The 12,598-nt window shown below is 35.4% G+C and carries 10 protein-coding genes; 7 read left to right on the top strand and 3 right to left on the bottom strand.

Annotated features, from left to right (window positions below):
• Window positions 1-583: 583 nt before the first annotated feature.
• Window positions 584-1,186, bottom strand: coding sequence for a 30S ribosomal protein S4 (gene rpsD / locus BMZ04_RS06535; RefSeq protein WP_093266915.1), 603 nt, complete (start codon window positions 1,184-1,186; stop codon window positions 584-586).
• A 362-nt stretch (window positions 1,187-1,548) separates the two neighbouring features.
• Here rpsD and BMZ04_RS06530 point away from each other — a divergent pair, with 362 nt between their 5' ends.
• The gene (locus BMZ04_RS06530) at window positions 1,549-3,411 is read left to right on the top strand and encodes a sensor domain-containing diguanylate cyclase (protein ID WP_177184348.1); all 1,863 of its coding nucleotides are present in this window, start codon (window positions 1,549-1,551) and stop codon (window positions 3,409-3,411) included.
• Between the two features lie 72 nt (window positions 3,412-3,483).
• A complete protein-coding gene (megL, locus tag BMZ04_RS06525; RefSeq protein ID WP_093266913.1) occupies window positions 3,484-4,671 on the top strand; it encodes a methionine gamma-lyase in 1,188 nt (395 codons plus the stop codon).
• 265 nt (window positions 4,672-4,936) lie between these two features.
• Here the strand turns inward: megL and BMZ04_RS06520 are convergent, their stop codons facing one another.
• Both BMZ04_RS06520 and hisJ read right to left on the bottom strand, forming a co-directional pair.
• Complete coding sequence (locus tag BMZ04_RS06520; protein WP_093266912.1) at window positions 4,937-5,416, bottom strand: GAF domain-containing protein; 480 nt, start codon at window positions 5,414-5,416, stop codon at window positions 4,937-4,939.
• A 14-nt stretch (window positions 5,417-5,430) separates the two neighbouring features.
• A complete protein-coding gene (gene hisJ / locus BMZ04_RS06515) occupies window positions 5,431-6,228 on the bottom strand; it encodes a histidinol-phosphatase HisJ (RefSeq protein WP_093266911.1) in 798 nt (265 codons plus the stop codon).
• A 150-nt stretch (window positions 6,229-6,378) separates the two neighbouring features.
• Between hisJ and ezrA the strand changes: the two genes are divergently transcribed.
• The 5 genes from ezrA to mbcS all read left to right on the top strand — a co-directional run bounded on the left by ezrA (window position 6,379) and on the right by mbcS (window position 12,572).
• Window positions 6,379-8,079 (top strand): septation ring formation regulator EzrA, encoded by a 1,701-nt coding sequence (ezrA, locus tag BMZ04_RS06510; protein ID WP_093266910.1) that lies wholly within the window; start codon window positions 6,379-6,381, stop codon window positions 8,077-8,079.
• A gap of 114 nt (window positions 8,080-8,193) precedes the next feature.
• Entirely contained in the window at window positions 8,194-9,327 is a 1,134-nt protein-coding gene (locus BMZ04_RS06505) for a cysteine desulfurase family protein (protein ID WP_093266909.1), read from the top strand.
• A 5-nt stretch (window positions 9,328-9,332) separates the two neighbouring features.
• Window positions 9,333-10,535 carry a tRNA uracil 4-sulfurtransferase ThiI gene (gene thiI, locus BMZ04_RS06500; protein ID WP_093266908.1) on the top strand — a complete coding sequence of 401 codons (1,203 nt, stop codon included), beginning with the start codon at window positions 9,333-9,335 and terminating at the stop codon, window positions 10,533-10,535.
• Between the two features lie 82 nt (window positions 10,536-10,617).
• Window positions 10,618-10,812 carry an alpha/beta-type small acid-soluble spore protein gene (locus BMZ04_RS06495; protein WP_093266907.1) on the top strand — a complete coding sequence of 65 codons (195 nt, stop codon included), beginning with the start codon at window positions 10,618-10,620 and terminating at the stop codon, window positions 10,810-10,812.
• A 188-nt stretch (window positions 10,813-11,000) separates the two neighbouring features.
• Complete coding sequence (gene mbcS / locus BMZ04_RS06490; protein WP_093266906.1) at window positions 11,001-12,572, top strand: acyl-CoA synthetase MbcS; 1,572 nt, start codon at window positions 11,001-11,003, stop codon at window positions 12,570-12,572.
• Window positions 12,573-12,598 lie beyond the last annotated feature (26 nt).

Here is a 12,598-nt window from a genome sequence, read left to right as displayed (position 1 = left end):
GGATCGGAAGAAAGTTTTCACAACACCAATTGACTATGCATCATATTTGGTAAAGAAAATAACTTTAATATCTAGAAAAGATTTTAAGTAAATAGGAAAAAGATTTAAAGTAAATAAGAAAAAGAGTTAAAGTAAGAAATGAATCGATGGGATGGTTCTAGCAGAATGTGATGAAACCTCATTTAGATACGTTACGGAGAAACGTATCTAAATGAGGATTTTGAATAGACCACCTATAACGTTGAAATCATACGTTATAGGTGGTTAATATTTAATTTAGTCATGTAATTTGTAATGTTTAAATGCTTGAACAGGAGGCCTGCGCTTTTCAAAGATGGCGGGGTCATGGTAGGGAGGGTCTAATTGGCTCAGATCAAAGGAATCATCTGTACATGAAATATATAAACTATAACCTTCACTTACGTATTCCTGTACATACGCCGCCATTTATAGTTTTATTAGACCCAATACCCTGCTTTTCTATGCTTTAACTTTCGTGGTAGTATAAAAATAAAAAGCCCCAAAACCCTGTATTAGCAAGGTTTTGAAGGCTTTTAATACTACTATTTGCAGAGTATCTCGATTAACGAGAGTAGAACTCAACGATTAGAGCTTCGTTAATTTCAGCTGATAATTCGCTACGTTCTGGAAGACGAACGAAAGTACCAACTTTGTTGTCAGCGTCAAATGTTAAATATTCCGGAACGAAGTTGTTCACTTCCATTGATTCGTTTACAACGTCTAGGTTTTGAGATTTTTCACGAAGAGAAATTTCTTGACCAGGTTTAACGCTGAATGATGGAATATCTACACGTTTACCGTCAACCATAACGTGACCGTGGTTAACTAATTGACGAGCTCCACGACGAGTACGAGCAAGACCTAAACGGTATACAACGTTATCAAGGCGAGTTTCAAGAAGAATCATGAAGTTTTCACCATGTTTACCTTGCATGTTACCAGCTTTGTCAAATAGATTACGGAATTGACGTTCGTTTACACCATAAGTGTGACGAAGTTTTTGTTTTTCTTGTAATTGCATACCGTATTCTGTTAATTTTTTACGTTGGTTTGGACCGTGTTGTCCTGGTGCGTAAGGACGTTTTTCTAATTCTTTACCAGTACCGCTTAGTGAGATACCAAGACGACGTGATAATTTCCATGATGGACCTGTATAACGAGACATATATGTCTCCTCCTTTAAATTGGTATTATTTTGTTGTAAAATAAGACCAGATGTATTCAGACCAGTAGACATTTTGTTTTCATGTATCATCGCCCTAGCAGCCAAGGGTTACGGGATACACCATCTTTGAATAGAGGAACAAAATATGCAATCTAATCCATACAACTGCTGCATTTATTTTACACAAATTCGATTGTATCGTTTTATGCCGAGAAAGTCAATAAAATTCATTATTAAAAGAATAGACAGATATGAACTGCAAGAAACAATTGACAAATCTAAAGGAATATAGTCAAATAGAATTACTAATAAAGTGTGATAAAAGTATCAAATTCGCTCTTAGAAAACTGAGAGGTGTACTCATGAAAAATGACGCAATAATGATGCATATAAAAAGTCGTATTCTAGATGTATATAACGAGAATTTACTTGTTAATGGAACTACTATGAAATGGTTCAACGACTTAAAAATTATATTGTCAGAATATTTTGGAGTTGAAATGGCTCATTATTTGATTTTTGACTTAGATACCTTTAGTCCATTGAGAGAAAATCATGCTTATACTAAAAAAATGCATACGATTAAATGGCTTGAGATAGAAGCATTTTTCTATGAAAAAGATTTTACCGAAATTCCGTTTTGGGATTACGAAAATGACATGAGTAAATTAGTTAAGATTTTACTTAGGGATCCCGATAACAAACCAATTGGATTGCTCGTCATGGATTCAACGGTGAAATGGAATGAATTCTCTGAAACTGAAAATATGGATGAGTTTGTTTGCACAATTAGTAAGCTTGTAAAAACAATAAAACAATCGATTATATTAGTACAGCAAGAAAACCAATATCGTCATTTATTTAGTGTAACAAAAGCATTTAACTCTACGCTAGATTCCGGAGAAATATTAAATGGAACATTATTTGCTATAAATAATGCATTTCCACAAATAGAGCCATCATTAATATTATCGAATGATCAAGATAGAAAAACTTCCGTTCCTTATAAGTTGTTTGATTATACTTCTGAAAGAACAGCTACGGTAGATGCATATGTTTCAGGTGAAATTACTACAGAATTTGAACAAGATTCAGGAGTACGATTAATAAATGTACCGATAAAAGGGAAACAAGCAATTTATGGAATATTACAACTTGCTGTCCCAAAAGAATATTTTTTCTCTACTCGACAAAAAGAATTTGCTATATCACTAGCGGAAATCACCGGAAGTGCACTTGAAAACGCAAAATTGTATATTCAGTCACATAAATTAGTTTCAGATTTGCAATTGATAAACGAAACTTCACATACATTGAACAGAAATATTTCTTTAGATGAAATGTTAGTTTTCTTAAGAAATCAATTAATGAAATCTTTCCTACCGGAGCAGATATGCTTTGTTTTTATCGAAGAAGAAGGATATAGAGTCTCTACAGCGAGTAATGATTACTTCCATACAAATGAAGGTCAGTTGTATATTCAGCATGTTGCAAATCATTTTAACAAAGTAAAGGACTCCTTGTTTATAGCTGACTTTAACCGACTAACAAAGTTGAAGTATGGATACCGTTCCTTAGTTGCAGTTCCATTAAAAGAGCAAAATACAATTACTGGTTTTAGTATAGTTCTTCATAAAGAGCCATATTACTTTTCATTTGATGCCTTTAAATTAATGCAATCGCTCATTCAGCATTCTTCACTTGCTATAAGTAACTCTACGCTACGCAATAAATTGCAGGAAATGGTCAATCGCGATCATTTAACGAATCTTTTTGCGCGAAAATATTTAGATAAATATGTAGAAAGTTCCATGATAGAAGATGACCGTGGAGTATTTGCGTTAATCGATATTGATGATTTTAAACAAGTAAATGATACGTATGGTCACCAAATTGGGGATGAAATATTAAAACAAATTGCTTCCATTATACAGAAAAAAGTCGTAGAAAAAGGCATTGGTGCGAGATGGGGTGGGGAAGAGCTAGCGTTATATTATGCGCAAATGACACTAGAAGAAGGCATCGAAACGTGCAAACAATTATTGGTGTCAATACCTTTGGAAACTAATCCAAGTGTTACAGTTTCGATTGGTGTTTCTAGTTGGGAACAGCGCAATAACATAGATTTTCGCGATCTTTTTCATCAAACAGATATAGCTCTATATAAAGCGAAAAATAAAGGGAAAAATCAGTTAAGTTTTATGGAGGTATCTCAACTTTCGTAGGGAGATGCCTTTTCTTTTTTAACGATTACGTATAAACTAAATGTAAGCGTTTACAAAAGGGGTGTAAGATACATGAATGATGAAAAAGTACAAAAAGAGACGGATTATATTCATAAAGGCTATGAATCAGCATTTCATCAGGATAGCCTATCAGTGCCTTTATATCAAACTTCTACATTTGTGTTTGAAACTGCTGAACAAGGAGCGAGTAGATTTGCTGGGGAAGAATCCGGCGGAATTTACTCGCGTTTAGGAAATCCGACTGTTCGCGTACTAGAGGAGAGAATGGCTGCAATGGAATATGGGAAAGGTGCATTAGCATTCGGGTCTGGGATGGCTGCAGTTAGTTCGGTTTTAGTTCATTTAACTAAGTCTGGTGATCATATTCTTTGTACACGAGGGATATATGGTTGTACTTTTGGACTTCTTAACATATTGAAGGAAAAATATAACGTTTCACATGATTTAGCCATATTAGATACGGAAGAAGCTATCGAGGCTGCGATTAAACCAAATACTGTTTGTATTTATATTGAAACACCTATTAATCCAACAATGGAAATAGTAGATATCGAGTTAATAACAAAAATCGCCAAAAAATATAATATTCGAGTAGTAGTTGATAATACATTTTCATCTCCTTATTTACAAAACCCATTAAAACTTGGAGTCGATTTTGTACTGCATAGTGCGACCAAATATATTAATGGCCATGGAGACGTTATTGCAGGAATCATAGTTGGAAGTAAAAAAGAAGAGATAGAGGAAATCCGGTTGTCTGTTCAAAAAGATTTTGGAGGCATTATTTCACCATTTGACGCATGGTTGTTAATTAGAGGAATTAAAACGATGCATGTACGGATGGATCGACATACAAAAAATGCAGAAGAACTTGTTGCTTATTTAAAAACTGTTAATTCTGTAGAGAATATTTACTATCCGTTTGATGCAAGTAATCCACAGTATGAAATTGCTAAGAAGCAAATGAGTGGTGGCGGTGGGCTTATCTCATTTACTGTTGCAGGTGGTATGAAAGTGGCACAAAAGCTAATGAACGAATTGAAACTTATTAAAATAGCTGTTAGTTTAGGTGATGCAGAAACGCTAATCCAACATCCAGCAACAATGACTCATTCAGTTGTCCCGGAAAAAGAGAGATTGCAAATGGGTATTACAGACGGATTACTTCGACTTTCTGTTGGTCTCGAAAACTCTATTGATCTAATAGAAGATTTAAAACAAGCATTCACTAAAATTTAAAGCAGAGGGAGCATCTACTCCCTCTGGTGTTCTTAAAAGATAATAAATTATAACCTTTTTTACTCAGTATCGATTCAGCTCCAACGCACAGCTCGTCGCAAGCAAGCGCTTGTGGTGGCTGAGGAGCTGCCTCTTGGGCCCGCGCTACCCCGGTCATATCAGCTTTGCCACAGGATGTGGCGCATTATGCAGGTCATACAGTCGTCGCGACACGATGTCGTGAAATTAGACTGTATTCCTCTAACATAGGCGCTTTTCGATTTTCTTAAATATGTTTAGCTAGTACTTGAACAAATTGTTCTAAACCAGTTGCATCTTGTTCCGAAAAGCGTTCTTTAATAGGACTATCGATATCGAGAACTCCAACAAATACGCCGTCTTTCACAATAGGTACCACGATTTCTGATTGTGAAGCCGCATCGCAAGCTATATGACCTGGAAAGGCATCGACATCAGGTACGATAATAGTTTCTAACTTTTGTGCTGCGGTGCCACATACCCCTCGACCAACAGGGATTCTTACACAAGCAGGTAAACCTTGAAATGGTCCTAATACCAATTCGCCATCCTCCATCAAATAAAATCCAACCCAGTTAATTTGGTCAAAAAACTGATTTAGTAACGCAGAAGCGTTACTAAAATTTGCAATTGTATTTGTTTCTCCTGTTAACAGTGCATCTAATTGTTTTGATAACATAGTATAGTTTGCTGATAGTTCTTCTGAATAAGCTGTTTTAGTAAACATTTTTAGTCTCCATTCTACAAATATATTTTTATTTCGTTATAAAATTGATGCAAATCTTCTGCTTGATGGGCATCTGATCCAAAAACTAAAGGGATCTCGAGTTGTTTTGCCAACTGAATATAGTTTGGTGCAGGATAGCTCTCTAAACAATACGGTTTCGCAAAACCAGCGCTGTTGACATCTAATTGAAGCCGCTGATTTTTCATTTCAGTTAAAATAGAAATGATTTCTTTATGATCATCTATTTTTTCTGGAAGTGCATGCTGAAATTTATGTACGAGCGTAATATGGCCAATTCGTTTCGGTTTATAAATTCCTAAATGACTCGTTATTGAATCCATCAATGTTTTATAATACAATTTATACACAGCCACCTGACTTCCCACTTGTTTAATAAAATTTAAAAAAGTAGATTTAGAATAATCTATACATGTGTAGGTGTTTTGAAAGGGTAGAAAATGTACCGATAAAATCGAATCATCCAAATACATGCCATATGTATTCAGAAAAGAAATGGTGTCTTGTTCAAAACCAGAGATAAAATCTATTTCTAATCCTGTTGATATAACAATATCTTTTTCGTATTGTTTTTTCAAACGATCTAAATCCACGAAGTACGATTCGAGTTGTTTCAAATCCATCCCACTGTCTTTATCGGGTGTTGGGTCAACAAAATTGGCAGGTAATGGGGCATGCTCGGTAAATGTTATTTCCTGGAAACCTTTGTTAATTGCTTTTTCAATATATGAATGGAATGAGTCAAGCGTTCCATGTGGGCAATAGGGCGTATGAATATGACCATCCTTTTGCAAGAAAATATGCCTCCTTATCGTTGAAATATCATTATTTCAAATAAATCATTGCTTTTCTACTGTTTTATGAAACAATAACATAAAAAGCATGGTAATATATAGAGTAACATTGAATTAGAATTTTTTTGATTTTGGAACAGGGGGCTTACGATGAAGTATATCATCCCAGCAGTCATTATACTTTTAGTAATTGCAGTTTTTGCGTTTATTATAAGAAGAAAACATAATTCAGAGATTGAACGTTTAGAGCATGAAAAACATCAAATTCAAAACAAACCTATTTTAGAGGAAATGACAAAAGTAAAACAATTAAACATGAATGGTCAAACAGAAGAAATGTTTGAAAGATGGAGAAATACATGGACGGAAGTAATGGATGTCCATATGCCGAAGATCGATGTTCTTTTATTTGATGCAGAAGAAAAAATAGATAAGTTTATTTTTCCTAAAGCTACTAAAATTGAAAAAGAAATTCAAACATTAATTTCTTCTTGTGACGAAAAAATGTCGGGGATATTAAAAGAACTGGAAGAGTTAATCGGAAGTGAAGAGAAAAGCAGGATAGAAATGGAACAGTTGAAAGAGCAACATCGTGCTGCTAGGAAGACATTGCTCGCTCATCAATATTCGTTCGGAGATGCGGTTCCAGCGTTAGAAACCGAATTGGAATCATTTATACCAGATTTTGAGGAATTTGATAAATTGACCGATACTGGAAACTATTTAAGTGCTCGGGAAATTGTGATTACTTTGCAAGAAAAAGGGAAAGAATTCTTCCCTAAATTACATGAAATTCCAACTATACTTACGGAAATACAAAATAAGATCCCTGCTACAATTCATGAATTACGTAATGGTCAGAAAGAAATGGAAGAGAGTTCATATTACTTGCAACATCTTGAAATGACCAACAAACTTGAAGAAATAGAAGCGGAGTTAGTCGAATTGAAGGCAGCAATTGTAGACCTCCAAGTTGATAAAACAATGGTAAGAGTGGAAGAAATAAAAGATGAAATGGAAACTTTCTATGATTTATTGGAAAAAGAAGTACTTGCTAAAAAATACGTAGATCAACATAAAGAACATACAGCAAGCCGTCTTAAAGAAGTAACGACGGTTACACGTGCAATAAGTGCAGAAGCAGCTTATGTCCAACAAAGCTACCGATTACCCGAAAAAGAGGCAGAAATTCCACAAAGTTGTTTGAAGGAATTGGAAGAATTAGCGAAAAAGTTCGACCTACTTTCATCACGAGTCGAAGAAGAAAAATCTGCTTACTCTAGCTTACAGGAAGAACTTAACGAAATTGCAGAAGAGCTGGATCGATTATATGAAGAACAAGATCGCTTTGCAGATCGTTTAAAAAATCTCCGAATTGATGAAAATAAAGCTCGTGAAAAACTAGATGAATTAAAACATATTTTACACGACACCGATCGTATGTTACAAAAAGCCAATATCCCGGGGATTCCTGAAGATATGGATGTTCGATTAGAAGAGGCGGAGGAACATATTTATGTAGCAATGCAAAGCCTTCAAGAAGTGCCACTAAATATGACGTTAGTAGACAATTATTTAGAAAAAGCAGAGGCTTGCATGGAAGAAGTTCATGAACGGGCAAAAGAAATGTTAGAAAATGTATTGCTAACGGAAAAAATTATTCAATATGGCAATCGTTATCGTACAAGCCATCCCGATATACATGCGCGTTTATTAGAAGCAGAAGAAGCCTTTAGACAACTTAGATATTCAAAAGCGCTAGAAGATGCAGCTACAGCTGTAGAGGAAGTAGAACCAGGTGCACTAAAGAAAATCGAAGTATTAGTTAAGGAAGAGGCCTGGCGTACATAACTAGAAATACTAACGCATTCAACCTTAGAAACGAAAATGGCTTTTTATACAAACGTGAACCACCTCACTATAAAAGTGATGGTGGTTTTTTTCCGAAAAGGAGAGGGAGTTTAAGTGATTTATTTTGATAATAGTGCTACAACAAAAGTGCATCCCGAAGTGATGACAACTTTTGTGGCAGTGAACGAAAAGTTTTGGGCAAATCCAGCCTCTATACATGAATTTGGTCATCAAACAAACGAATTATTACAAACAGCTAGAAAACAAGTAGCGGAAATTTTACATACATCTAGTGATAAAATTTATTTTACATCTGGTGGAACGGAATCCAATAATTTAGCGATTTTTGGCTTAGCAAGTAAATATAAAAACCGAGGAAGACATGTACTTGTTTCGGAAATTGAACATCCGTCTATACTTGAGGCTGCAAAGCAACTAAACAAAAATGGATTTGAAGTAGAATGGATTCCGGTAAATTCGGATGGTGTAATTATAGTAGACGCTGTAAAAAGTCTTTTACGTGACGATACAGTTTTAGTAAGTGTCATGCATGTGAACAATGAAACAGGAGCGATTCAACCAATTCAGGAACTTTCCGCTTACATAAGAAACAATAGTCGCGCGGTAATACACGTGGATGCGGTGCAAAGTTTTGGAAAGTTGCCGGTTAATTTCGGGGAATTGGATGTGGATGCTATCACCATTTCTTCTCATAAAATTCACGGTTTAAAAGGTTCAGGTCTTCTAGCATTAAAGAAATTTATCGAAGTCGAACCGTTGTTGTTTGGAGGCGGGCAAGAATTTGGTATTCGTAGTGGTACAACACCTGTACCATTAGCAGTTTGCACCGCAAAAGCTGTGAGGCTTGCACATGATCACTTGCAAGAAAACGCCAATAAGATGAAAGAGATGACGGATGAACTTATTCCTTATTTAAAGTCATTTCACGCAATTAAAGTAATCTCACCTTCCAATAGAGCACCACATATTGTTTCTTTTTCGGTGCGAAAAATAAAAGGAGAAGTTCTGATTAATGCTTTACAGCAAAAAAATGTTATAGTTTCTACAAGTAGTGCATGCTCATCTAGACAGATAAAAACAAGCCATGTTTTAAAAGCGATGCATATACAGGATGAATATATAAAAGGAGTTATTCGCCTAAGCTTTAGCTCACTCAATACACAAGACGAAATAAATCAGTTTAAAAAAATATTCACAAATGTAATGAATGTAATTAAAGGAGATTAATTTTCATGAAATGGGAAAAAATATTAGTAAGATATGGTGAATTATCAACAAAAGGAAAAAACAGAAAACAGTTTATCACGCATCTTCGAAACAACATTAAATTTTCTTTTGTAGATTTACCGAATATTAAAGTGCACGCAGAAAGAGATCGAATGTTCTTAACTTCAACAGATGACACAGAAATCGAAGCACTAATAACACGATTACCCAAAATATTTGGTATTCAATCATTTAGCCCGGTCGCATCTTGTTCACAAGAATTAGATGATATTCAGGCAACTGCCCTTCAAATAATGGAAAGCTTAGATACTGAAAATAAAACATTTCGTGTAACTGTGAAACGTTCTGATAAAAGGTTTCCACTTGATACATATGAATTGCAAAGAACAGTAGCAAGTCATGTATTAAGACAATTTCCATCATTACAAGTGCAATTAAAAAAGCCAGAAATAGATTTACGTATTGAAGTGCTAGCGGACGCTGTATATATGATGGCACAAGTAATCCCTGGAGCAGGCGGTATGCCACTTGGTTCAAATGGTCGTACTCTTTTAATGCTTTCCGGTGGAATTGATAGTCCAGTTGCTGGATATATGCTTTTGAAACGTGGAGTTAGATTAGATGCTATCCATTTTCATAGTCCACCGTTTACGAGTGAGCGCTCAAAAGAAAAAGTGATGGATCTTGCTAACCAACTAAGTCATTTTGGAGCAACTGTAAGACTTCATGTTATTCCGTTTACAGCAATCCAACAAAGTATAGCTGCTCAAATTCCAGAAAATGTATCTATGACTACAACAAGAAGAATGATGTTAAAGATTGCAGATTTAGTTCGCGAAGAAATTGGGGCATTAGGAATTGTAACTGGTGAAAGTTTAGGTCAAGTTGCTAGCCAAACGCTCGAAAGTTTGACTGCCATTAATGCAGTAACGTCCACTCCAGTTTTTAGACCACTTATTTCAATGGACAAATTAGATATTATAGATATTGCCCGGGAAATAGGAACTTATGAGACGTCTATATTACCATATGAAGACTGCTGTACTATATTTACTCCTTCTTGCCCTAAAACAAAACCTAAGTTGGAGAAAGTGGAATACTACGAGAGCTTTAAGGACTATGATGAATTAATAAAAGAAGCAGTAGAAAATAGAGAAGTTCTCTCATTTCCAACATTAAAGAAAAATGATTTTGAAAACCTGCTTTAAAAATTAACAAAATATACCTCTCATCCTCAGTGCATGAAATTCGAAAAAAAGACCATTCTAATTTCACAAGGAGGTGAGAGACATGCCAAACAACAATAAACTTGTCGTACCAGGCGTTCAACAAGCACTTGATCAAATGAAATATGAAATTGCTCAAGAGTTTGGAGTACAATTGGGACCTGATGCATCATCGCGTGCCAACGGATCCGTAGGCGGAGAAATTACAAAGCGATTAGTGCAACAAGCCCAATCACAAATGAATGGTTATAGTAAATAATAAAACAGATAAACCGGTAGCTTAGGCTACCGGTTTATTCGTAAGTTTCCGTTAGGAAATCCAAGTAGTCACATAATTGAGCTATTATCCCTAAATAGTCGCATCTTTATATTCAGAAAATTATTTTTATATTTAACAATCTACTAAATTCCCTTATAATCAATATATAACGTAAAGGAGGAATAGTATTGAACAAACAAGACTTAATCGCACCAACGCAATATAACTTAGTGAGTGAGTTCGAAAAATATAGTATAAATGAAGAAAAATTAGCGCTTATTTGGGAGTCCGAAAAAGGTGAAACGAAAAAGAGTACATATAAACAATTAATCCAACAAGCTAATAAAATTGCAAATGTATTTACCCGAAGCGGTCTAAAAAAAGGGGATATCGTACTTGTAATGGTACCTCGTTTAATAGAAGCATACGAAGTGTACGTAGCAGCATTAAAAGCTGGATTAGTTGTTATACCAAGTTCAGAAATGCTGCGAGCAAAGGATATTGAATATCGGCTAGTTCATAGCGGAGCAAAAGCGATTATTGCATATGAACCATTTTTGGACCAATTTAATGAAGTTTCGAACTTAGACGAACAACTATTATTCGTAATCGGAAAAGGTGAAAATGGTTGGAAGTCCTTAACAGATGAAATGTCTATTGAAGATGATATATTCCAAACAGTAGAAACATCAAAAGATGATATGGCATTCATATCGTATACAAGTGGGACAACTGGAAATCCAAAAGGTGTCGTACATACGCATGCTTGGGCATTTGCACATTTACGTACATCAGGGCCAAACTGGCTAAGTATCCAAGAAGGAGATGTCGTATGGGCAACAGCAAGTCCAGGATGGCAAAAATGGATTTGGAGCCCGTTTCTTGCCGTTCTTGGAAGTGGTGCAATTGGCTATGTATACAATGGTAAGTTTGAGCCGAATACGTATTTAAAAAATATTCAAGAGAAGAAAGTAAATGTACTTTGTTGCACTCCGACCGAATATAGAATTATGGCAAAAGTAGAAGGCTTAACGAATTATGACCTTTCTTCGCTTCATAGTGCAGTTTCAGCAGGGGAACCATTAAACAGAGAAGTGATTGACATTTTTGAGCGAAATTTCAATCTAGAAGTTCGTGATGGGTATGGTCAAACAGAAAATACTTTGCTCGTTGGAACAATGAAAGGAATGGAAGCTAGACCTGGTTCTATGGGTAAACCAACTCCTGGGAATACAGTAGAAATTGTTAATGAACTTGGAGAAATTTGTGCTCCTGGTGAAGTAGGCGATATTGCGGTGCATATTGAAACTCCCGCACTTTTCAAAGAATACTTAAAAGATCCAGAACGTACTGCGATGCAATTCAGGGGCGATTATTATATTACGGGTGACCAAGCAAAAAAAGACGAGGATGGCTACTTTTGGTTTGAAGGTAGAAGTGACGACATCATAATAAGTTCCGGCTACACAATTGGACCTTTTGAGGTAGAAGACGCTTTAACAAAACATCCCGCAGTGCAGGAATGTGCCGTAATTGGTAGTCCAAATGAAATACGGGGAACGATTGTGAAAGCATTTGTTGTCTTACTTGATTCGTCTAAAGAAGGTTCACCTGAATTAGTGAAAGAACTTCAAGATCATGTTAAAACAATTACTGCCCCATATAAGTATCCAAGAGAGATTGAGTTTGTAAAAGAATTACCAAAAACAACCTCTGGAAAAATTAGAAGAATCGAGTTAAGACAAAAAGAACAACAATAGACTCAAATGTTAAAAAAGAAGCACGG

The sequence above is a fragment of the Psychrobacillus sp. OK032 genome (genome assembly GCF_900111345.1).
Taxonomy (GTDB): Bacteria; Bacillota; Bacilli; order Bacillales_A; family Planococcaceae; genus Psychrobacillus.
The sequence above is the reverse complement of the archived record's forward strand: the minus strand, read 5'-3'. Positions and strand labels throughout refer to the sequence as shown.

What these genes read in the sequence shown, in the direction of transcription:
- BMZ04_RS06495 (WP_093266907.1), top strand. Translation starts at nt 10,618, where the DNA reads ATGCCAAACAACAATAAACTTGTCGTACCAGGCGTTCAACAAGCACTT.
- ezrA (WP_093266910.1), top strand. Translation starts at nt 6,379, where the DNA reads ATGAAGTATATCATCCCAGCAGTCATTATACTTTTAGTAATTGCAGTT.
- megL (WP_093266913.1), top strand. Translation starts at nt 3,484, where the DNA reads ATGAATGATGAAAAAGTACAAAAAGAGACGGATTATATTCATAAAGGC.
- BMZ04_RS06520 (WP_093266912.1), bottom strand. Translation starts at nt 5,416, where the DNA reads ATGTTTACTAAAACAGCTTATTCAGAAGAACTATCAGCAAACTATACT.
- thiI (WP_093266908.1), top strand. Translation starts at nt 9,333, where the DNA reads ATGAAATGGGAAAAAATATTAGTAAGATATGGTGAATTATCAACAAAA.
- BMZ04_RS06530 (WP_177184348.1), top strand. Translation starts at nt 1,549, where the DNA reads ATGAAAAATGACGCAATAATGATGCATATAAAAAGTCGTATTCTAGAT.
- rpsD (WP_093266915.1), bottom strand. Translation starts at nt 1,186, where the DNA reads ATGTCTCGTTATACAGGTCCATCATGGAAATTATCACGTCGTCTTGGT.